The sequence below is a fragment of the Hymenobacter edaphi genome (assembly GCF_003258365.1).
Taxonomy (GTDB): Bacteria; Bacteroidota; Bacteroidia; order Cytophagales; family Hymenobacteraceae; genus Solirubrum; species Solirubrum edaphi.
The window spans coordinates 430,064-451,149 of the sequence record NZ_QHKM01000002.1; the positions used below are offsets into that span (position 1 = coordinate 430,064).

Here is a 21,086-nt window from a genome sequence, read left to right on the forward strand (position 1 = left end):
AATCAGCCGCCGACCAGCGGGGTGAGCTTCACGAAGCTGGCCGTGGCGCCGGGCCCCAGCCAGATCTGCTCGTCGAGGCTTTCCACTTGCCGGTCGTTCACCAGGATAAAGTAGCCGTTCTGCTGAAAGGCCTCCAGCGCCCGGTACAGCTGCTTTTCGGCGTCGATGCGGTGGTGCTTTTTCAGCCGGTAGCCGTTGAGCACCCGCTCCGAGTCGGTGGGCTGCACCAGGCCCGCAAAGACGTCGTCGTTGCGCTGGTTGTAGGCGGCCACTTCCTGGCGCACGCGCTGCTCGATCAGCTCGCGCGCGGTAATGGTTTCCTGGCTCAGCTCCAGCGCCAGGCGGTGCAGCACGGCCCCGGTGGCCGTTTCGTCCTGAATCAGCAGGGTAGTTGTCATGGCGTGTTTGCTAAATTATTTAGCTTTTTACTAATGTACGACGTTTGGCCGAAACAGATGCACTCAGCCGCTGCTATTTAGCATTGACGGGCTGGGCCTTTGTTCGGTTCTGGTACCGGCCACCGGCAGAACCGAACACAGTGTCCGGAACCGGACAGGTTTTGCTGTGCTAATGGCGTAATTATTAATTGCTAATTACTGAATGTCAATTACTTACAAGTTTGGCATTGGGCTTGGCTACTATCCGGCAGAACCGACCCCAACCCGAACGAAAATGGACAGAGCTATATCCTCCGCCACCCAGGCCAAACGCCGCCGCCAACGCTGGCTCGGGGCCACGGCCGTGCTGCTGCTGCTGGCCGGCGCGCTGTGGGCCTTTCGCGGCGCGCTCAAGCCCAGCATCAGCTCGGCCGAGCTGCTGACGGCCCCGGTGGAAACCGGCGACGTGGAAGCCTCGCTCACGGCCACCGGCCTCGTCATCCCGGCCCACGAAGCGGTGGTGACCAGTCCCATCCAGTCGACCATCCGGCGGGTGCTGCTGACGGCCGGCGCCCGGGTGCAGCCGGGCCAGACCATCGTGGAGCTCGACAAGGAGCTGACCAGCACGGCCCTGGGCAAGCTGCAGGACGAGCAGCTGCAGAACCAGAACAAAAGCTCGGTGCTGCAGCTCTCCCTGGAGCGCAGCCTGAACGATTTGGAGTCGCAGGAGCAGGTGCAGCAGGAGAAGGTGCGCAGCCTGCAATCGGGCCTGCGCGACGAGCAGCACCTGCTCGGCATCGGCTCGGGCACGCCGGAAGCCGTGCGCCAGGCCGAGCTGAACCTGAAGATTGCCGAGCTGGAATTGCAGCGGGTGCGCCGGCAGATCCGCAACCAGCGCCAGAGCAACCAGGCCGATGAGCGCGGCCTGGGCTACACCATGCAGATTCAGCAGCGCAGCATCAGCGAGCTGGCCGGCAAGCTGCGCCAGGCCAACATCAGCGCCGACCAGGCCGGGGTGCTCACCTGGGTCAACGAAGACATCGGCTCGACGGTGAACCAGGGCCAGGTCATTGCCCGCGTGGCCGATCTGTCGTCGTTCCGGGTGCGCGGCACCATCGCCGATACCTACGCCGACTCCCTGCACCTGGGCGACCCGGTGGTGGTGCGCCTGAACGGCACCGACCTGCGCGGCACCATCAGCTCGATCAGCCCGGCCGTGGAAAAGAACGTGGTGACCTTCTACGCCCAGCTCGACGACAACCACCACCCCGCGCTGCGCGCCAACCTGCGGGCCGACGTGTTCGTGGTGACGCGGGCCCACCGGCAGGTGCTGCGCCTCAAAAACGGCCCCTTCTTCCAGGGCGGGCGCGAGCAGGTGGTGTTCGTGGTGCAGGACGGGCAGGCCGTGCGCCGCACCGTGCGCCTGGGCGACTCCAACTTCGACTACGTGCAGGTCGTGAGCGGCCTGCGCGCCGGCGAGCAGGTCGTCATCAGCGACACGAAGAACTACGAAGAAGCCCCCGCGCTGACGATTAAGTAGGCCGCCCTGCCGCCACCACAATCGGCCCCCGAACACCTGAACGCCGCCCCACGGCCCGCTCCACCGCCACCGATGCACGTAACTGCCCAACGCTCTGCCCTGCCTTTCTGCGCTATGAAAACCCTCTCGTTTTACCTGGATGTGCTGCGGCTCTGGCTGCTGATGGTGAGCATCGTGGCCCTGCTGCTGCTGATTTTCGCCCCGAAGGTGCTGCTGGCCCAGGAGCTGCCCGCCGCCGGTCGGCCGCCCCAGGCCGTCCTGACTTTGCCGCAGGTCATCGACCTGACGCTGGTGCAGTCGGCGGTGGCCAAGCAGGCGCACACCAACCGCGAAACGAGCCTCTGGCAATACCGCTCGTTCCGGGCCGACTACAAGCCGCTGCTGGCCATCGACGGGGTGCTGCCGAACTATTCGCGCACCATTCTGGCCGTGCAGCAGCCCGACGGCACCACCAACTTCCGCTACGTGCGCATCAACACCTCCAACGTGGGCGCCACCGTCACGCAGGGCATCGGGCTGACGGGCGGCAAGGTCACCGTGGGCAGCACCCTGCAGCGCTTCGACAGCTTCGAGGGCGCCGGGCAGCGGCTTTACAACAGCAACCCGGTAGCCATCGGCCTGAGCCAGCCCCTGGGCGGCTTCAACCAGCTGAGCTGGAACAAGCGCATCGAGCCGCTGCGCTACCAGGAAAGCCAGCGCCAGTACGTGGAGGAGCGCGAAACCATTGCCCGGCGGGTCACGGAGCTGTACTTCGACGTGCTGCTGCAGCAGGTGAATGCCCAGGTGGCCCGCCAAAACCTGCGCGCCAGCGAGGAGCTGCTGCGCACCGGCCGCGAAAAAAGCAAGCTGGGCCGCCTGTCCGAAAACGACCTGCTGCTGCTGGAGCTGAACCTGCTGGGCGCCCGCCAGGCCGAAATGCAGGCCAGCGTGGATGCCCAGAACGCGGCCCTGCAGCTCAAGGGCTACACCGGCCTCACCATCGACCCCACGGCGGCCCTGGACGTGCCCGGCGCTGCCCCGCTGCCGGGCGTCACGCCGGCGGCAGCCCTGCAGCAGGCCCGGCAGTACCGCCGCGAGGGGCTCATGTTTCAGCGCCGCCTGCTGGAGGCCGACCGCAACGTGGCCCAGGTCAAGGGTACCACGGGCTTTCAGGCCAACCTGACGGCCTCCTTCGGCCTGACCAGCAGCGCCGAGCAGCTCTCCGGCTCCTACATCAACCCCGCCGACCAGCAGCAGGTGCGCCTGGGCTTCGCGGTGCCCATCGTGGACTGGGGCAAGACCCGCGCCGCCGTGAAAACCGCCGAGCTGGCCCGGCAGCAAGCCCGCGTGACCGTGGAGCAGGAGCAGCTGACCTTCGAGCAGTCGGTGCTCAGCCAGGCCGGGCAGGTGGACCTGCTGAACCAGCAGCTGCAGCTGGCCGCCCGCGCCGATACGCTGGCCCAGCGCCGCTACGACATTGCCCAGGCCACTTACAAAGTCGGCCGCATCACCCTCAACGACCTCAACATCGCCCAGGGCGAAAAGGACCGCGCCAAGCGCAGCTACGTGGCCGCCCTGCGCGCCTGCTGGGTGGCCTACTTCCAATTGCGCACCCTCACGCTCTACGACTTCGAGCGGCAGCAGCCGCTCGTGACGGCGCAGGCAGAGTAGGGGAGAAGGGCGGGAAAACGACGGCCGCGCCCGGTCTGCTGAAAAGCGGGCCGGGCGCGGCCGTCGTTTCGGGGCCGGCGGGGAGCAGGGCGGGTGGGAGCCGGAAGAGGGGCCGTAAAGTCTATTTATTGCATATAAAATATAAATACTTGTATTAAAATAATTATTCTTATCTTCCTTCTACTTCCGACCGAGCCTGGTCCGGGTGCCGTGTGCAGCCGGGGCCCCTGCTGCCTGTGTGCGTAGACCAACCCCCTTTTTTCCTCCCAATCATGCGTAGAATTAGCCTCGTCGTACTGGCAGTAGGCGCCCTGTGGGTGGCCGGCTGTCAGAAAACCGACCTTACCCCCCAACCAACACCTGATGCAACCCTGAGCGCCGACGTCGCCACCTGCACGCCCGACGTCGTTACCTTCAACGACCTGACGGCCGGTACCCAGCCCGTATCGGTGGTGAGCAGCGGCGGCGTGACGGTGGGCATCGAAGACGAAAACCCGCACTACGCCTACGACCGGGAGTCGGTGGTGTTCCGGAGCAGCGGCACGCTTTCCTCGCCCGAAGACGACGACCTGGGCAGCCCCAACGTCGCGTATGGCGGCATCGGGGTAGGCGCCGGCGGCGGCCCGCTGGCGCCCCTGGCCTTCCGAAATACCACGGCGCTGGGCAACATCCTGGTGCTGCACAACTACAACGGCTACCAGTACCAGCAGCCGCTGGACCCGGCCATCGAGCCCAACGACGACGACTTCAACTCAACCGAAACGCCGGGCACCATTGCCTTCAGCTTCAGCAGCCCCGTCACGGCCACGTCCATCACCATTATCGACAACGAGTACGAGTACAACAGCGAGCATGAGTACGGCTACGTGAAGCTGTACGTGAGCAAAGGCGGCGCGCAGATCGGGGGGCAATACAACTTCAGCGACGCCGGCCCCAACGGGGTGGAAGTCCTCAGCCTGGGCAACACGCCGGGCGTGGGCTACATCGAGGTAACCATCGGCGGCTCGGTGGGCCTGGATAACCTGCGCTTCTGCCGGCCCCCGGCCGGCCAATGCACCCGCACCCAGGGCTACTGGAAAAACCACGCCTGGCCGGTGCAGTCGCTGACGCTGGGCGGCACTTCCTACACCCGCACCCAGCTGCTGGCCATCCTGAACACGCCCGTGCGCGGCAACGGCCTCGTGGCGCTGGCCTACCAGCTGATTGCGGCCAAGCTGAACCTGGCCAGCGGCAGCGACGGCAGCGTGATTAGCGCCGACCTGGCCGCCGCCGATGCCGTGTTTGGGGGCAAAGACATGGCCGCCAGCCCGCTGCCCAGCGTGCCGACCGCCCAAACCAGTGCCCTGGCCGGCCGCCTCGACGACTACAACAACGGCCGCACCGGGCCGGGCCACTGCGACTAAGCCGCCCCAATGGCCGCGCCGGGCCGGACCCGCGTGGGCGGCCGCCCTACCATCTTACCGATATGCTGAAAAGGCCGGGCGCACAGTCCGGCCTTTTTTGTGGCCGGGCCGGCCGGGTGCGCGGCGCCGGACAATCGGGCGGCTATTTCCGAACACCGTGTCCGGTTGTGGACAATATTTCGCGGGCAGCAGGCGGGAGTATTGAGGTTATATAATTGATTTACTGAATTTTGCATAAATGGCACGCCGCTTGGCTACCTCTATCCGGCCCGGTGCCTGATCCGCTCAAAACCGGACAGCGCGGCCTGCATCCGAAATTCTTTCTCAGCCAAACTCCCCCAGCCCTATGGAAACGACCCTGACCCCGGCCCCGGCCGCCCCCGCGCCGACCTCGCTGAAAAACACGCCCATGCTCAAGCTCCTCGACATCGAGAAGGTGTACCAGACCGACACCATCGAGACGGTGGCGCTGAACCGGGTGAACCTGACCATCAACAAGGGCGAGTTCGTGTCCATCATGGGGCCTTCGGGCTGCGGCAAATCCACCCTGCTGAGCCTCATGGGCCTGCTCGATGAGCCCACCGGCGGCGTCATCGAAATCGACGGGCGGGCCGTGACCAGCTACTCCGATAAGGAGCTGGCCCGGGTGCGCAACCACAAAATCGGCTTCATCTTCCAGAGCTTCCACCTCATCAACGACCTCTCCGTGCTCGACAACGTGGAGCTGCCCCTGCTCTACCGCGCGGGCATGAGCAGCAAGGAGCGGCGGCAGCGCGCCCAGCAGGCGCTGGAGCGCGTGGGCCTGAGCGCCCGCACCCGGCACTTTCCCTCGCAGCTCTCGGGCGGGCAGCGCCAGCGCGTGGCCATTGCCCGGGCCCTGGCCGGCGCCCCCGAAATCATCCTGGCCGACGAACCCACCGGCAACCTCGACTCGGTGATGGGCGACGAAATCATGGACCTGCTGCTGAGCCTGAACCGCGAGCAGGGCACCACCGTGGTGATGGTAACCCACGATGAGAACATGGCCCACAAAACCGAGCGCCTCATCCGCTTCTTCGACGGCAGCCAGGTCAGCTAAGCAGTGAGCTGGTGAGGTGGTGAAATGGTGAGTTGACGTCCCGTTTGCGCAGGATGCGCGGTTCGCCCCACCAAAACATCAAACTCACCACCTCACCACCTCACCATTTCACCATCTCAAAGCCATGCTGCTTAGCTATCTGAAACTCGCCTGGAAGGTGCTGTTGCGCCGCAAGTTCTTCACCTTCATCAGCCTCTTCGGCATCAGCTTCACCCTGATGGTGCTGCTGGTGGTGGTGGCTTTCTTCGACAACGCCTTCGGCGCGCACTACCCCGAGTCGCGCATCGACCGGCTCACGTTTGCCCAGTTTCTGCACGTCAAGTTCAAGGACGGGGGCAACATGAACACGCCGCCCAGCTACTACCTGCTCGACAAGTACGTGCGCCCGCTGCGCACCCCGGAAAAGGTGGCCATTGCCTCCAACTTCCACGCCACGCCCAGCTACGTGGGCAACCGCAAGCTCGACCTGGATTTGCGCTACACCGACGCCAACTTCTGGCAGGTGCTCGACTTCAACTTCCGCGAGGGCCGCGCCTTCCTGGAAGCCGACGTGAAGGCCGGCGCCCACGTGGCCGTCATCAACCGCAGTACCGCGCGCCAGTACTTCGGCACCGAAACCGGCGTGGTGGGCCGCACCATCGTGGTGAACCAGACCAACTACCGCGTGCAGGGCGTGGTCGACGACGTGCCGGCCATGCGCCTGAGCTCCTACGCCGACGTGTGGGTGCCGCTGTCGGTGAGCCCCGACGACATGAAACAGGTGAAGGTCAACGGCGACTACCTGGCCATCATCCTCGCCAAATCGGAAGCCGACGTGCCCGCCGTGCAGGCCGAGTTTGAAAGCGCCATGAAGCGCGTGCCCCTGCCCGACCCGAAGAACATGGAGTTCCTGGAGCTGCACGCCGACCGGCTGATTGCCTCCTTTTCGCGCCAGCTGATGTCGCCGCTCACCGACCACAAGTCCGACGGCCTGGAGCTGCTCTACCCCATCATGGCGGGCCTGGCCCTGCTGTTCATGCTGTTGCCCGCCCTGAACCTGGTCAACATCAACGTGAGCCGCATCATGGAGCGCAGCTCCGAAATCGGGGTGCGCAAGGCCTTCGGGGCCACCGGCGGCACGCTGGTGGGCCAGTTCCTGGTCGAAAACATCTTCCTGACCCTGATCGGCGGGGCGCTGGGGCTGCTGCTGGCCTACGCGGCGCTGCAGCTCATCAGCGGAGCGCAGCTGCTGGCCTACGCGCAGTTCGAGATGAGCTGGCGCATCTTCGCCTGGGCCCTGCTCGTGACGGTGTTCTTCGGAGTGCTGTCGGGCGTGTACCCGGCCTTCAAGATGTCGCGCCTGCAGCCGGTGCAGGCCCTGAAAGCGAGTGGTAAGTAATTCAGATACAGTGGTGCAATCAGCCCCTCATGCTGAGCGCAGTCGAAGCATCGCTACTGATAGTAATCCACTCGTTGAGATTAGTATCGGACGAAGCGGTAGAGATGCTTCGCGGAGCTCAGCATGACGGCCTAAACCGACTCAACCAACATGATCCGTCACCTCTTCACCCTGATCTGGAACCGCAAGCGGTCCAACTTTCTGCTGATCAGCGAAATCCTGCTCTCGTTCTTCGTGCTGTTCGTGGTGAGCAGCCTGCTGGTGAGCAGCTACTACAACTACCGCCAGCCCGCGGGCTTCGCCTACGACAACGTGTGGGAAGTGAACGTGGCCCCGGGCCAGGACACGGCCAACCGCAAGGAAATGATGCAGCTGATGCTGCAGCGCCTGCAAGCCACGCCGGGCGTGGTGGCCGTCACGCGCACCAGCTCGAACACGCCCTTCGCGTTCAGCTCGATGAACACCAACGAGTTCTACTACCAGAAAAAGCAGGGCCCCTCCACCGACCGCTACGACGCCGACGACGACATGCAGAAGGTCCTGCGCCAGAACGTGGTGGCCGGCCGCTGGTTTGAGCGCCGCGACGATGCCTCCACGCGCCGGCCGGTGGTGGTCAACCAGGAATTTGCCAAGGCCATGTTCGGCAGCGAGTCGGCCGTGGGCAAGGTGCTCACCAACGACAAGGGCGTGGCCTCGTGGCAGGTGGTGGGCGTGGTGGAGGCCTACCGCCGCGGCAGCGACTTCGACGGCAACAACCCGGCTATTTTCGAGCGGCGCGTGCTGGAAGGGCCCGACCACCTCGACCCCAACGACCGGCCCGTGCTGCTGGTGCGCGTGCAGCCCGGCAGCGGCGCCGTGCTCGAGCAGCGCCTGGTGAAGGAAATTCAGGCCGTGACCAAGGGCTGGCACGCCATCGTCAACACCCTCGACGAGAGCCGGCACGACAAGATGAAAATCGTGCTGACGCCGCTGGTGGCCCTGGGCGTGGTGTCGCTGTTCCTGATTATCAACGTGGCCCTGGGCTTGTTCGGGGTGCTCTGGTACAACATCAACCAGCGCCGGGCCGAAATCGGGCTGCGCCGGGCGCTGGGCGCCACCGGCGCGGGCATCGGCGGGCAGTTTCTGGGCGAAATGCTGGTGGTGACCACGCTGGGCGTGCTGGCCGGCGTGGTGCTGGCGGCGCAGTTTCCGCTGCTGGGCGTGTTCGGCGTGCCCACGCCGGTGTACGTGCTGGCCATCCTCCTGGCCGCGGTGCTCATCTACGTGCTCACGGCCATCTGCGCCTTCCAGCCCAGCCGCATTGCCGCCGGTATTCAGCCCGCCGTGTCCTTGCGCGAGGAGTAGTGCAGCGCGGGCTTGGCTACACCGAAGGTCGGCGTAGCCAAGCCCGCGCTGCTGTACGGCTGCGCTTCCCTTTCCGCCCCGAAATTCCGTCCTTCGCTTCTCTCTCTCCGCAGCTATGATTCTTATCGTCGACGATGATATTGCCGTGCGCACCTCGCTGGGGCTGCTGCTCAAGCAGGCCGGCTATGCCACCAAGGCCGTAGCCACCCCCGACGAGGCCCTGCGCGTGGTGCGGGAGGGTGCCCCGCGGCTGGTGCTCATGGACATGAACTACTCCCTGGCCACCACCGGCGAAGACGGCCTGCGCCTGCTCGGGCAGGTAAAGGAGGTGGCCCCGCAGCTGCCCGTCATTCTCATCACCGGCTGGGGCTCCATCAGCCTGGCGGTGGAGGGCATGAAGGCCGGCGCGGCCGAGTTCGTGACCAAGCCCTGGAACAACGACGCGCTGCTGCAAACCATCCGCACCGCCCTCAGCCTGGCCGAAAACGCCGCCAGCGCGCCCGCCGACGAGGTCAGCCCCACGCGCCGGCAGCTGGACCGGCAGTACAACTTCAGCAATATCGTGGGGCAGGACGCGCAGCTCTTGCACGTATTGCGCAGCGTGGGCCAGGTGGCCGCCACCGACGCCTCGGTGCTCATCGAGGGCGAGTCGGGCACGGGCAAGGAGCTGATTGCGGAGGCCATTCACCAGAACTCCAACCGGCGGAACAAGCCCTTCGTGAAAGTAAACCTGGGCGGCATTTCGGCTTCCTTGTTCGAGAGCGAAATGTTCGGGCACCGCCGCGGGGCCTTCACCGACGCCAAAGCCGACCGGCAGGGCCGCTTCGAGCTGGCCAACGGCGGCACCATCTTCCTCGACGAAATCGGGGAGCTGGACCTGGGCAGCCAGGTGAAGCTGCTGCGGGTGCTGCAGGACCGCACCTACGAGGTGCTCGGCGACTCGCGCAGCCGCTCCCTCGATATCCGCGTCATCTGCGCCACCAACCGCGACCTGGCTCAGGAAGTGCGCGAGGGCCGCTTCCGCGAAGACCTCTTCTACCGCATCAACCTGATAACGGTGCGCCTGCCCGCCCTGCGCGAGCGGCCCGACGACGTGCCGCTACTGGCCCAGCACTTCGTGCAGAACCTGCGCACGGCCTACCTGCGCCCGGCCCTGAAGGTGAACACCCGCGCCCTGCACTGGCTGCGCGAACAGCCGCTGCCCGGCAACATCCGCGAGCTGAAAAACCTGGTGGAGCGCGCCGTGCTCGTCAGCGGCAAGGACGAGCTGGGGCCCGAGGACTTCCAGGCCCAGACGCAGCGCCTGCCGGTGAAAGTGGAGCCCGGCGCCCTGCCCGAAGTGGGCCTGATGACCCTGGACGAGATGGAGGCCCAGATGATCCGCAAGACGGTAGACTTTTACGCCGGCAACCTCTCGCGCGTGGCCAAGGCCCTGGGCCTGAGCCGCGGCGCCCTGTACCGCCGCCTGGAGAAGTTCAATATCCCCTTCGACGCGGCGCAGTAGCGTTTGTTGGAAGCAAAAAGAACGTCATGCTGAGCTTGTCGAAGCATCTCTACCGAACGATTTTTTGGCAACGAAGCGGTAGAGATGCTTCGACAAGCTCAGCATGACGGCCTAATGTTTCGCTGCTCAGCCCCGCGCCGCCCTCCCCGCATGACCCTCCGCACCAAATACATCCTCTTCGTTGTCCTCATCCACGCGGCCATTGCGGGGCTGGCGTTTCAGCTGCGCGAGTCCAATCTGGTGCTGTTTTTGGGCACGGAGGCGCTGCTCATCGTCACGGCCGTCATCAGCGCGCAGCTGTACCGCGGCTTCGTGCGGCCCCTGAACCTGATTGCGGCCGGCACCGAGGCCATTCGCGACCGGGACTTCACCATGAAATTCCTGCCGGTGGGCCAGACGGAAATGGACCAGCTCATCGGTACCTACAACACCATGATTGACGAGCTGCGGCAGGAACGCGTGAGCCAGCACGAGAAGAGCTTTCTGCTGGAGCGCCTGATCGACGCGTCGCCGGCGGGCATTCTGCTGCTCGATTTCGAGGGCCGCATCCAGGGCCTCAACCCCGCGGCGGAGCGCTGCCTGCAGCTGCCCGCCGCACGGCTGCTGGGCCAGCCGCCCACCGCCCTGCCCGGCGAGTGGGGCCGGGTGCTGGGTCAGCTGGAGCCCGGGCCGCCGCAGGTGGTGCAGCTCTCGGGCCTGCAGACCTACCGCGCCAGCGCCTCGCACTTCCTCGACCGCGGCTTCACCCGGCGCTTTATCGTGCTGGAAGAGCTGACGCAGGAGCTGATCCGGCAGGAAAAGCAGGCCTACGAGAAGCTGATCCGGATGATGTCGCACGAAATCAACAACTCCATCGGCGCCGTCAACTCCATTCTGCAGTCGTTTCGCTACTACGCCGGGCAGCTGGCCGAGGACGACCGGGCTGACTTCACCGAGGCCCTCGACGTGTCGGTGCAGCGCAACACCCACCTGGCGAACTTCATTGCCGGCTTCGCCAACCTGGTGCGCCTGCCTCCGCCCCAGCCCCGCCCCGTCGACGTGCACGAGCAGCTGCGGGCCATCTGCCGGCTGCTGCAGGTGCAGAGCGACAAGCGCGGCATCAAGTGGCACTGGCAGCTGGCCGCGGGGCCGCTCTACGTCGACCTCGATGCGCAGCAGATGGAGCAGGCCCTGCTCAACATCTGCAAAAACGCCCTCGAAGCCATCGACCACGACGGCAACCTGTGGGTGCGCACCACGGCCCGGCCCGCCGAAATCATCATCGAAAACGACGGGCCCGGCATTGCGCCCGAGGTGCAGCCCCAGCTGTTCACGCCCTTCTTCAGCACCAAGCGCGACGGGCAGGGCATCGGCCTGACCATGATTCGCGACATTCTGCTGCAGCACGGCTTCGCCTTCAGCCTCGCCACCGACGCGGCCACCGGCCGCACGGCCTTTCGCATCGGCCTCGCGCCGGCGGAAGGCCCCGGGCGCTAGTGCTGCCCCGGGCCCGTATCTTGGCCGCCGGCCCGCGCTACCCCGCGGGCCGGTTGCCGTTTTTATGCCCGCCGCTTCCTCCTCTTTCCTGTTTCGCCGGCTGCACCGCCTGGGCAGCCTGCCCGCGCTGGTGCGGTTGCTGCTGGCGGCGGGGCTGGGTGCCTGCGCCTACCTGCTCACGCCGGCTGCGCTGCACCCGCTCACCCGCGTGGTGGCCGCCTGGGACGCTTTTGCCCTCGCGTCGCTGGGGCTGCTGTGGGCCGCCATCGTCACGGCCGATGCCGCCCACATCCGGGCCGTGGCCGTGAGCGAAGACCCCGGCCGCCGCGCGTCGTTTGTGTTTATCCTCGGCGCCTCGCTGGCCAGCCTGCTGGCCGTGGTGGCCCTGCTGGACGTGATGCGCGCCCAGCACGGCACCGTGCTGCTGCGCTACGCGGGGCTGTCGGTGGCGGGCGTGATGGCGGCCTGGCTGCTGGTGCACACGCTCTTTACCCTGCGCTACGCCCACCTCTACTACGACCCCGCGCAGGACGGCGGCGAGGGCGGGCTGCAGTTTCCCGGCACCCAGCCCGCGCCCGATTACCTCGACTTCGCCTACTTCGCCTTCGTCATCGGCATGACGGCCCAGACGGCCGACATCAGCATCAGCGGGCGCGTGCTGCGGCGCGTGGCCCTGCTGCACGGGCTGATTTCCTTCGGCTTCAACACGGCCGTGGTGGCCCTGACGGTGGGCGCCATTGCCGGAGTGCTCTGAGCCCGGCGCCCACCGTCAGGGCCGCCCCAAACGATGCGTCGGCCGGGGGGCGTAGCGGCCCCCGGCCGACGCGCAGGGCGACGCCCACCAAACCGGTTAGGGCAGGCCCAGCACGTTGGCCAGGGTGTGCACGGTGCCGTTGCTGGCCGGCTGATTGGTCACGGTCAGGTAAGCGCGCTTGCCGAACTGGTCTTCCAGCGCCACGCGCCCGCCGCTGCGCCGCACGGTGAGCGTGGTGCCGGCCACCGTGGTCAGCACCCGGCCGGGCGTCAGGTCCTGCTCCTTCAGGTCGCCGGGCACGATGTGGGTGCCGATCAGGGCGTGGAGCCGGGCGCGGTTGTGGGGGCGGCTCAGGTCGTCGAGCAGGCCCGCGGGCAGCTGGCCAAAGGCGTCGTCATTGGGCGCAAATACGGTGTGGGGCCCGGCTTGCTGCAGCACATCGACCAAGTAGGCGCGCTCGGCCGCCAGCACCAGGTGCTTGTAGGTACCCGCGTCCTGCAGGTTGCGCACGATGGGGCTGGCCGCCGAGAAAGTGTTGCCGCTGAGGCTCATCGGGGCCAGAAAGGAGGCGCCGCGGCTGGGCAGCGCCCGGGCGCCGGTGGCCTGCACGGCCACGCCGGCCTTGCCAGCGGTAGCGAAACCGGGGCCCTGCTGGGCCAGCGCGGCTAGGGAGGTGCCGGCTGCGGCCAGCGTGAGCAGAAGGTGCTTGAGCATAACGAGTTGGAGGGGGATGGGGAATGGAACAATCGATGTGGTGGCCGGCACCGAGCTGGGGCGGCTTACCGGAAGCGGGGGAAGCCGGGCTGGCTGGGCAACCGCTACGACACAAAGGTATTTTGGTATTATTCCATCTAATAGTGGGCTTTATCGCATGAGTATGTGTGCGGGGCCTCGCATAAGCATGTGGCAAAACCATACAACCAACGGCGCCCGTACGGCCTCGCCCGCACGGCAGCGGCGCAGGTGAGGTAGCCGCAAACGGCCCGGGGCCGCGCACCCGTCGGGCCCGGGCCCGACGGGTGCGCGGCGGCGTGTCACCCAAATGGGGTACAAGCCAGAGTAGGATGGGCGAGGTCGGGACCGGACCTTTGGGTTGACAATACGGCCAAGGTCACCGGCTGCCCGCGGCTTACTCCCAAGTTTCGGGCTGCCCGCAGGGCTTCGCTGTGTTGGGGCAAGCCGCTGGCCATCAGGCGGATTTGGTAATTAAACGCGGCTTCTTTCTCGAAACAATACAGGCTAATACCATATTTGTCCTGGTATCCTGTACATTCGCGGAGTTCAACCCCAGGTTATGAAACACGCTTACTCGCTCGTCACCCTTGGCCTGCTGGGCCTGACCACTGCTGCCTCGGCGCAGACGCTGACCAACAACGGGGCGCAGCTCACGGTGAGCAGCGGGGCCACGCTCTACATCAGCGGCGGTTTCGACAACAAGAGCGGGAGCACCCTGCTCAACAACGGCACCGTGCAGGTCACCGGCAACGTGACCAACGCCGGCACCGTGGACGCGGCGGGCACCGGCACGCTGAGCCTGACCGGCACGGCCAACCAGACCCTAACGGCCGGCGGCGCCTCGCTCTACAGACTGACCGTGGACAACTCCGCCGGCAGCAACGCCGTGACCCTCGGCAGCAACCTGACCGTAACCAACCAGCTGACCCTGACCAACGGCTCGGTCAATACCAAGTCGGCGGGCGGCACGGTGTACACCCTGAGCCTGCCCGACGGCGCCACGCTCGTCGGCGAAGCCGCCGGCCGCTACGTGAAGGGTACCCTGCAGGTGGTCAAAACCGGCGTCAACGGCAGCAGCGACGTGGCCTTCCCCGGCGGGCTGATGCTGAACCCGAACACCAACAACTTCGGCACGGTGACGGCCACGCGCACGGCCGGCCTGAGCACGGCCGGCGTCAGCTACGGCACCGACCCGGCCAACGCCAACAACCCCAAGGGCATCGACCGTATCTGGCAGATTTCGGCCGGCAGCGCGCCCGCCAGCAACAAGCCCGTGACCGTGACCCTGGCCTGGGTGAGCGACGACGACAACGGCAACGCCAACCTCTCGCAGAGCCGCATGTGGCGCGGCCCAGCCGCCTCGGGCCCCTGGGCTCCGCTGAATGCCCCGGCCGATGCCAGCAGCCGCAGCCTGAGCGCACCGTCCGCCGCCCTGGGCTTTTTCACCGTCAGCAACCTGGCCAACCCGCTGCCGGTGGAGCTGCTCGCCTTCACGGCCGAGCGCCGCGGCCCCGATGCGCTGCTGCGCTGGGCCACGGCTTCGGAAACCAACAACGCCGGGTTTGAGGTGGAAGCCAGCTCCGACGGCCGCGCTTTCCGCCGCCTGAGCACGGTGGGCGGCCACGGCACCACCACCCAGCGCCACGATTACGAATACCTCGACCCGCAGATTGCGCGCTACGCCACCGACCTGGTGTACTACCGCCTGCGGCAGATCGACCACGACGGCAAGCAGACGCTCTCGCCGGTGCGCACGGTGCGAATTGAGGGCGCGGGCTTTGCCGTGCAGGCGCTGGCCAACCCCTTCGGCAACGAAGGCCTGAAAGTGCAGGTGAGCACCAAGACGGCCGGCCCGGCCACGCTGGACCTGCACGATGCCATCGGCCGGGTGCTGCTGGCCAGCAAGCAGGAGCTGGGCGCCGGCAGCACCACGCTGCTGCTGAGCGGCGCCGGCCAGCTGCCCGTGGGCGTGTACTTCCTGACGGTGCGCCAGGGCAAGCAGGCGGCCACGCTGAAAGTGGTGCGCGAATAGCCCGCTTAACTTGTGAGTTTACCACCGCCCGGCCCGCCAGCCGGGCGGTGCTGTTTGAGGCCGCGGCCTCAATGGTTGGCCTGCCGGATCAGGGCGCGGTATAGGGCCCGCAGCCGCGGCTGGGGCACGCCGAGGCGGTAGAGCAGGCACAGCAGCAGAAAGATGCCCTGCAGGCGGAAAACGCCGTTGTCGCGGTACTTGCGGGCCGAGGTAAGCACCGCCGTCGGCAGCACCGCGAAACGCCCGTGGCGGCGCAGGCGCGGCACGATTTCCTGGTCTTCGAACACCAGCATGTCGGAGCGGAAGCCGCCGGCCTGCTCGAATACGGCGCGCCGCACGAACAGGCTTTGGTCGCCGAAGCGGATGAAGTCAAAGGGAAAGCGGGTAAACCACGCGCTCAGGCGCAGAAACCAGTGCGCGGAGTCGAACCGCAGGCGGAAGCAGCCGCTGGCGTGCTGCTGCGCCGCTTGCCGGATGGCCGGCAGAAAATCGGCGGGCGGAAACGTATCGGCGTGCAGAAAGTACAGCAGCTCGCCGCGGGCGTGGGCGGCGCCGTGGTTCATCTGCGGCGCCCGGCCGCGCTGCGGGCACGGCAGCACCCGCGCCCCGGCCCGGGCGGCTTCGGCGGCCGTGGCGTCGGCGCTCTGCCCATCGGCCACCAGGATTTCCAGCCCCTGCTCGGCCGGGCCCGCCGCGGCGCGCAGGTAGCGCACCAGCGGCCCGATGGCCGCGGCTTCGTTGTAAGTGGGAATAATGATGCTGACGGAAGGCTCGGCCATGCGCAAAAGTGGGGAAACAGACTGCTTCTACGCAAAAGCGGCTACGGCCGGAAACAAACAAGCCAGGCAGCGCGGGGCTGCCTGGCTTGGCTGACTACTTGGTCGGGCTGCCTTACCAGATGCGCACCTGCGCCGTGTCGGCGCGGTAGAGCTTCTGGCCGGGCTGCACGTTGAAGGCCTCGTAGAAGGCGGGCACGTCAGCCATAGGGCCGTTGACGCGGTACTGGGCCGGGGAGTGTACGTCCGTCATGATGCGCTGGGCCAGCTGCTCGTCGCGCTGGTGGCTTTGCCAGCCCAGGGCGTAGCCCAGGAAGTAGCGCTGCGGGGGCGTGAGCCCGCCGATTTTCTCGCCCTTCTTGAACTGCTCGGTTTTCTTGAATGCGTCGTAGGCAATGACGATGCCGCCCAGGTCGGCAATGTTTTCGCCCGCGGTGGCCTTGCCGTTGATGTGCAGCGAGTCGAGCACGGTGTAGCCGTTGAACTGGCGCACAATCTGGTTGACGCGCTTCTGAAACTCGGCGCGGTCCTGCTTGGTCCACCAGTTGCGCAGGTTGCCCTTCTCGTCGAACTGGCTGCCCTCGTCGTCGAAGCCGTGGGTCAGCTCGTGACCGATGGTGCTGGCCCCGCCGTAGCCGTACACGATGGCGTCGTCGGCGTCCTCGTCGCGCAGGCCCGGAATGGCGAAGATGGCCGCCGGCAGCACAATCTCGTTGTTGGAGGGGTTGTAATAGGCGTTGTAGGTCTGCGGCGTCATGTCCCACTCGGTGCGGTCCACGGGCTTGCCGAGCTTATTGATGTTGTAGCGGTACTTCCACTCGTTGGCGCGCATCACGTTCTGGGCGTAGGAGTCGCGCTTCACGTCCAGCGAGGAAAAGTCCTTCCACTTATCCGGGTAGCCCACTTTTGGCGTGATTTTGCCGAGCTTGACCAGGGCCTTCTGCTTGGTTTCGGCGCTCATCCAGTCGAGCTGCTGAATATGCTCACGGAAGGCCGTCATCACGTTCTGGGTCATCTGCTCGTAGCGCTGCTTGGTGGCCGGCGAGAAGTACTCCTTCACGAACAGCTGCCCCAGCGCCTCGCCCATGGCCGATTCCTCGGCGTCGAGCACGCGCTTCCAGCGGGGGCGCTGCTGCTTGCTGCCCTGCAGCACCGAGCCGTAGAAGCGGAAGTTTTCCTGGTCGAAGTCCTGGCTGAGCGTGGGCGCGTAGGCGTGCGCCAGCTGCCACTGCAGGTAGGCGCGCCAGTCCTCCACCGGCGCCGACTTGAGCAGCTGGCCCACCGTGCGGTAAAACTCCGGCTGACCCACGATGACGGTATCGACCTTGCTCAGCTCCATTTGCCCGAGCAGGGCCGCCCAGTCGAGGCCCGGGGTGAGCTGGTTGAGCCCAGCCACGGCCATTTTGTTGTAGTTGCGGTACGGGTCGCGCAGGTCTTCGAGCTTGCGCGAGCTGGCGGCCAGTTTGGTTTCCAGCGCCACCACGCGGGCGCTGTTCTGCTTGGCGGCCACCGAGTCCTGGCCCAGCAGCTGGAACATGCGCTGCACGTGGCGCCCGTACTGCTGGCGGATGTTGCGCGTGCGCAGGTCCTTGTTGAAGTAATAGTCGCGGTTGGGCAGCCCCAGGCCGCTCTGGTAGAGGTGCAGGGCCATTTTTTCGCTGTTCTTGGCGTCCTGCCCCACGTAGGGCCCGATGAGCGCGTCGACGCCCATCATCTGCAGGCGGGCCACCACGGCGGGTACATCAGCCCCCGAGCGGATGGCGGCAATACGGTCCAGCTCGGGCTTCAGCGGGGCCGCGCCCTGCTTGTTGATAGCCGCGGAGTCCATGCCGGCGGCCCAGAAGTCCCCGATTTTCTGCTGAGTGCTGCCGGGCTTGGCGTTGGCCTTGGCCGCGTCTTCGCTCAGGGCGCGCAGGCGGGCGTACACCTCGTTTTGCACTTCTTTGCCAATGCCCCAGTTGCTTTCGGAAGCCGGAATGGGGTGGTTTTTCAGCCAGGTGCCGTTGGCGTACTGAAAAAAGTCGTCGCCGGGGCGGGCGGTGGTGTCGAGGCTGGCCTGCAGCACGTCGGGCTTATTCGACGAAGAGCCGCCCGACTGACAGCCCGTAAGCAGCGAAGCACCCAGCGCGGGCGCGGCCAGCAGCCAGCGGCCGATGGCGGAAAGGTGGGTCATGGAAAAAGGGGAGGAGAGTGGAAACGTGAAGGTAACAGACACCCGAACGAGCCGGCAGGCTGCAAGGCCGCGGCGGTAGTCGTTTGTCGCCCGGCTCCGGCTGCAAGCAGGCTAGAGGCCAGAGCTGTTTAAATCAACTTCTGAAGCTGCCGTTGCTATGTACAGACGCATACCTGCGGCTCCGCATCCCCGCTGTCTGGGCGTTATTGTTCAACGACAAGACGCGACTACGCGGCTCTACAACGTGCTTTGTGGCTGGCGTAACTTACTCCCCAAGCCGCTGCGAGGAGGCGCGCACCAGCAGCTCGGGCTGCAGCACGATCTGGCGCGGGGGCAGCTGGCGCGTCTGATCGGCCACCATGTCGAGCAGCAGGCGCACGGCGGTGCGGCCCATTTCCTCGCAGCGCTGGTCGACGGTGGTCAGGTGCGGCTCGGTGAGCAGCGTGAACAGCTCGTTGCTGAAGCCGGCCAGGGCCACATCCTGCGGAATGCGCCGGCCGGCGGCGCGCAGCACCTGCATGGCCCCGGCCACGGCCAGGTCATTGGCCGCAAACACGGCGTCGAAGGGGGCGTTGCGGCCGAGCAGCACTTCGGCCGCCTGCAGGCCATCGGGCAGGGTCAGGTCGCAGAAGTACACCAGGTGCTCGTCGTAGGGCAGGCCGTGGGCCTGCAGCGCGTCGCGGTAGGCGCGGTAGCGGTTGCGGCAGATGTTCAGGTGCTGCGGCCCGCCGATGTGGGCAATGCGCCGGCAGCCCTGCCCGATCAGGTGCTCCACGGCCTGGTAGGCGCCCTGGTAATCGTCGAGCACCACCGCGCTGACCTGGGGCGACTCCGGAATGCGGTCGAAAAACACCAGCGGCAGGTCGCGGCGCCGCACGTCCTCGAAATGGCGCACGTCCTTGGTGGTCAAAGACAGCGACACCAGAATGCCTTCTACCTGCGCGTTGAGCAGCGTATCGAGGTTTTTCTTCTCGTGCGCCGCATTTTCGTTGGACTGGCAGATCATCACGTTGAAGCCCGCCTGATTGGCCACGTTCTCGATGCCCTTGAGCACCAGGGCGAAGAAATGCCCGTCGATGTGGGGCACGATGACGCCCAGCGTGTTGCTGCGGCCCTTGCGCAGGGCCGCGGCCAGCTGGTTGGGCTGGTAGTTCAGCTGCCGCGCCAGCTCCCACACCCGGCGCTTGGTGGCGTCGCTGATGCTGCTGTGGTCACTGAGCGCCCGCGAAATGGTGGAAACGGACAGATTCAGCTGGGCTGCCAGATCCGAAATAGAAGCGCGGTGCGTGGACACGGGAGTAGAAACGATGAAAGGGCAAGATCGGGTAAATCGGCCGGTTGGCGCAGCGCGGCCCGCCAGGTAAGGCCCATACCCGCAAACTCCGACGGTGCGTTGCGGGTTCAGTGGCGCGGGGCCAAGCCCGGCCTGCCCGGCGCCCTTACCGCTGCGGCCCGCCACGGCCGGCAGCGGGCTAACGAAAAAAAGCCCGCTGCGGCCCGCCACGGCCGGCAGCGGGCTAACGAAAAAAAGCCCGCTTCCGGCCGGAAGCGGGCTTTGCTCGCCGCTAACACGCAGCAGGCGTCGGGTACAGTCGCGGGCGGGCGGCCCCCCAGCAGGCTACAGGCTGCGCGAAATGCCCATTTCCAGGCCGCGCAGCTCGGCCAGGCCCCGCAGGCGGCCGATGGCGGAGTAGCCGGGGTTGGTCTTTTTCTTCAGGTCGTCGAGCATCTGGTGACCGTGGTCGGGGCGCATGGGCAGGCTCTGGCCGCGGCGCTGCATGGCCAGCAGCAGCTCGCGCATCACGGCGTACATGTCCACGTCGCCTTCCAGGTGGTTGGCCTCGTAAAAGTCGCCCGCCTCGTTGCGCTGGGTGCTGCGCAGGTGGATGAAGTGGATGCGGTTGGCAAACTGGCGCACCATGGCCGGCAGGTCGTTGTCGGGGCGCACGCCGAAGGAGCCGGTGCAGAAGCAGAGGCCGTTGCTGAGCGAGGGTACCGCGTCGCAGAGGGCCTGCACGTCGGCGGCGGTGCTCACCACGCGCGGCAGGCCGAGGATGGGATAGGGCGGGTCGTCGGGGTGAATGGCCAAGACCACGCCGACTTCCTCGGCTACGGGCACGATTTGCTGCAGAAACAAGATCAGGTGCTCCCGCAGCCGGGCCGCGTCGATGCCCTGGTACGTGTCGAGGGCCTGCTGAAACTGCTGCAGGGTGAAGCTTTCCTCCGAGCCGGGCAGGCCCGCAATGAGGTTGCGCACCAGCCGCTCCCGCTCGGCCGCGCCCATGCCGGCCAGCCGGGCTTCGGCCGCGGCCAGCTCCTGGGCGCTGTACTCTTCGCGGGCGCCCGGGCGCTGCAGCAGCAGCACGTCGAAGGCCACGAAGGCGGCGCGCTCGAAGCGCAGGGCTTTGGAGCCGTCTTCCACCTCGTAGCTTAGGTCAGTGCGCGTCCAGTCGAGCACCGGCATGAAGTTGTAGGTGACGGTGCGGATGCCGCAGGCCGCCAGGTTGCGCAGGCTCTGCTGGTAGTTGTCGATGTGGCGCTGGAAGTCGCCGGTGCGGGTCTTGATCTGCTCGTGCACCGGCACGCTCTCGACCACGCTCCAGGTGAGGCCGGCGGCGGCCACTTCGGCCTGGCGCTTCTGGATTTCGGCCACGGTCCAGACCTGGCCGTTCGGAATGTGGTGCAGGGCTGTCACCACGTCGGTGGCGCCGGCCTGGCGGATATCGGCGAGGCTGACCGGGTCGTTCGGGCCGTACCAGCGCCAGCTTTGGATGATGGGCATATTGCGTGAGGGCCTCACCCCCCGGCCCCCTCTCCAAGGGGAGAGGGGGAGCCTGACGATTGGCTGGCGGGGCGGTGAATTAGT

Annotated in this window: 16 protein-coding genes; 10 read left to right on the top strand and 6 right to left on the bottom strand. The window is 66.5% G+C overall.

Annotated elements, in window-relative coordinates:
- Positions 1–2: 2 nt before the first annotated feature.
- Positions 3–398 (bottom strand): hypothetical protein, encoded by a 396-nt coding sequence (locus DLM85_RS09425; protein WP_111477853.1) that lies wholly within the window; start codon positions 396–398, stop codon positions 3–5.
- 274 nt (positions 399–672) lie between these two features.
- On the opposite strand from DLM85_RS09425, the gene DLM85_RS09430 reads away from it, so the two are divergent.
- The 9 genes from DLM85_RS09430 (at position 673) to DLM85_RS09470 (ending at position 12,504) form a co-directional block, all read left to right on the top strand.
- Positions 673–1,917 (top strand): efflux RND transporter periplasmic adaptor subunit, encoded by a 1,245-nt coding sequence (locus tag DLM85_RS09430; RefSeq protein WP_111477854.1) that lies wholly within the window; start codon positions 673–675, stop codon positions 1,915–1,917.
- Between the two features lie 114 nt (positions 1,918–2,031).
- Positions 2,032–3,567 (top strand): TolC family protein, encoded by a 1,536-nt coding sequence (locus tag DLM85_RS09435; protein WP_165822074.1) that lies wholly within the window; start codon positions 2,032–2,034, stop codon positions 3,565–3,567.
- A 272-nt stretch (positions 3,568–3,839) separates the two neighbouring features.
- Complete coding sequence (locus DLM85_RS09440; RefSeq protein WP_133256990.1) at positions 3,840–4,970, top strand: hypothetical protein; 1,131 nt, start codon at positions 3,840–3,842, stop codon at positions 4,968–4,970.
- A gap of 409 nt (positions 4,971–5,379) precedes the next feature.
- Entirely contained in the window at positions 5,380–6,048 is a 669-nt protein-coding gene (locus DLM85_RS09445) for an ABC transporter ATP-binding protein (RefSeq protein ID WP_111478052.1), read from the top strand.
- 124 nt (positions 6,049–6,172) lie between these two features.
- Positions 6,173–7,426, top strand: coding sequence for an ABC transporter permease (locus tag DLM85_RS09450; RefSeq protein WP_111477857.1), 1,254 nt, complete (start codon positions 6,173–6,175; stop codon positions 7,424–7,426).
- A gap of 150 nt (positions 7,427–7,576) precedes the next feature.
- On the top strand, positions 7,577–8,770 hold the full coding sequence (locus tag DLM85_RS09455; RefSeq protein ID WP_111477858.1) for an ABC transporter permease: 1,194 nt from the start codon (positions 7,577–7,579) through the stop codon (positions 8,768–8,770).
- Between the two features lie 115 nt (positions 8,771–8,885).
- Entirely contained in the window at positions 8,886–10,274 is a 1,389-nt protein-coding gene (locus tag DLM85_RS09460) for a sigma-54-dependent transcriptional regulator (protein ID WP_111477859.1), read from the top strand.
- A gap of 150 nt (positions 10,275–10,424) precedes the next feature.
- Entirely contained in the window at positions 10,425–11,750 is a 1,326-nt protein-coding gene (locus tag DLM85_RS09465; protein WP_111477860.1) for a sensor histidine kinase, read from the top strand.
- A 64-nt stretch (positions 11,751–11,814) separates the two neighbouring features.
- A complete protein-coding gene (locus tag DLM85_RS09470; RefSeq protein ID WP_111477861.1) occupies positions 11,815–12,504 on the top strand; it encodes a DUF1345 domain-containing protein in 690 nt (229 codons plus the stop codon).
- 96 nt (positions 12,505–12,600) lie between these two features.
- Here the strand turns inward: DLM85_RS09470 and DLM85_RS09475 are convergent, their stop codons facing one another.
- The gene (locus DLM85_RS09475; protein WP_111477862.1) at positions 12,601–13,218 is read right to left on the bottom strand and encodes a fasciclin domain-containing protein; all 618 of its coding nucleotides are present in this window, start codon (positions 13,216–13,218) and stop codon (positions 12,601–12,603) included.
- Between the two features lie 580 nt (positions 13,219–13,798).
- Between DLM85_RS09475 and DLM85_RS09480 the strand changes: the two genes are divergently transcribed.
- Positions 13,799–15,271, top strand: coding sequence for a T9SS type A sorting domain-containing protein (locus DLM85_RS09480; RefSeq protein ID WP_111477863.1), 1,473 nt, complete (start codon positions 13,799–13,801; stop codon positions 15,269–15,271).
- A gap of 68 nt (positions 15,272–15,339) precedes the next feature.
- Here DLM85_RS09480 and DLM85_RS09485 read toward each other — a convergent pair whose 3' ends face one another.
- The 4 genes from DLM85_RS09485 to uxuA all read right to left on the bottom strand — a co-directional run bounded on the left by DLM85_RS09485 (position 15,340) and on the right by uxuA (position 21,002).
- Positions 15,340–16,050 carry a TIGR04283 family arsenosugar biosynthesis glycosyltransferase gene (locus DLM85_RS09485; protein ID WP_111477864.1) on the bottom strand — a complete coding sequence of 237 codons (711 nt, stop codon included), beginning with the start codon at positions 16,048–16,050 and terminating at the stop codon, positions 15,340–15,342.
- A gap of 112 nt (positions 16,051–16,162) precedes the next feature.
- Complete coding sequence (locus tag DLM85_RS09490; protein ID WP_111477865.1) at positions 16,163–18,220, bottom strand: M13 family metallopeptidase; 2,058 nt, start codon at positions 18,218–18,220, stop codon at positions 16,163–16,165.
- A gap of 265 nt (positions 18,221–18,485) precedes the next feature.
- Positions 18,486–19,514, bottom strand: a complete 1,029-nt coding sequence (locus DLM85_RS09495; RefSeq protein ID WP_133256991.1) for a LacI family DNA-binding transcriptional regulator — start codon at positions 19,512–19,514, stop codon at positions 18,486–18,488.
- Between the two features lie 324 nt (positions 19,515–19,838).
- Positions 19,839–21,002, bottom strand: coding sequence for a mannonate dehydratase (gene uxuA / locus DLM85_RS09500; protein ID WP_111477867.1), 1,164 nt, complete (start codon positions 21,000–21,002; stop codon positions 19,839–19,841).
- Positions 21,003–21,086 lie beyond the last annotated feature (84 nt).

Bases quoted from the DNA above. Each gene is read 5' to 3' on its own strand.
- DLM85_RS09425 (WP_111477853.1), bottom strand. From the start codon at position 398: ATGACAACTACCCTGCTGATTCAGGACGAAACGGCCACCGGGGCCGTG.
- DLM85_RS09430 (WP_111477854.1), top strand. From the start codon at position 673: ATGGACAGAGCTATATCCTCCGCCACCCAGGCCAAACGCCGCCGCCAA.
- DLM85_RS09435 (WP_165822074.1), top strand. From the start codon at position 2,032: ATGAAAACCCTCTCGTTTTACCTGGATGTGCTGCGGCTCTGGCTGCTG.
- DLM85_RS09440 (WP_133256990.1), top strand. From the start codon at position 3,840: ATGCGTAGAATTAGCCTCGTCGTACTGGCAGTAGGCGCCCTGTGGGTG.
- DLM85_RS09445 (WP_111478052.1), top strand. From the start codon at position 5,380: ATGCTCAAGCTCCTCGACATCGAGAAGGTGTACCAGACCGACACCATC.
- DLM85_RS09450 (WP_111477857.1), top strand. From the start codon at position 6,173: ATGCTGCTTAGCTATCTGAAACTCGCCTGGAAGGTGCTGTTGCGCCGC.
- DLM85_RS09455 (WP_111477858.1), top strand. From the start codon at position 7,577: ATGATCCGTCACCTCTTCACCCTGATCTGGAACCGCAAGCGGTCCAAC.
- DLM85_RS09460 (WP_111477859.1), top strand. From the start codon at position 8,886: ATGATTCTTATCGTCGACGATGATATTGCCGTGCGCACCTCGCTGGGG.
- DLM85_RS09465 (WP_111477860.1), top strand. From the start codon at position 10,425: ATGACCCTCCGCACCAAATACATCCTCTTCGTTGTCCTCATCCACGCG.
- DLM85_RS09470 (WP_111477861.1), top strand. From the start codon at position 11,815: ATGCCCGCCGCTTCCTCCTCTTTCCTGTTTCGCCGGCTGCACCGCCTG.
- DLM85_RS09475 (WP_111477862.1), bottom strand. From the start codon at position 13,218: ATGCTCAAGCACCTTCTGCTCACGCTGGCCGCAGCCGGCACCTCCCTA.
- DLM85_RS09480 (WP_111477863.1), top strand. From the start codon at position 13,799: ATGAAACACGCTTACTCGCTCGTCACCCTTGGCCTGCTGGGCCTGACC.
- DLM85_RS09485 (WP_111477864.1), bottom strand. From the start codon at position 16,050: ATGGCCGAGCCTTCCGTCAGCATCATTATTCCCACTTACAACGAAGCC.
- DLM85_RS09490 (WP_111477865.1), bottom strand. From the start codon at position 18,220: ATGACCCACCTTTCCGCCATCGGCCGCTGGCTGCTGGCCGCGCCCGCG.
- uxuA (WP_111477867.1), bottom strand. From the start codon at position 21,002: ATGCCCATCATCCAAAGCTGGCGCTGGTACGGCCCGAACGACCCGGTC.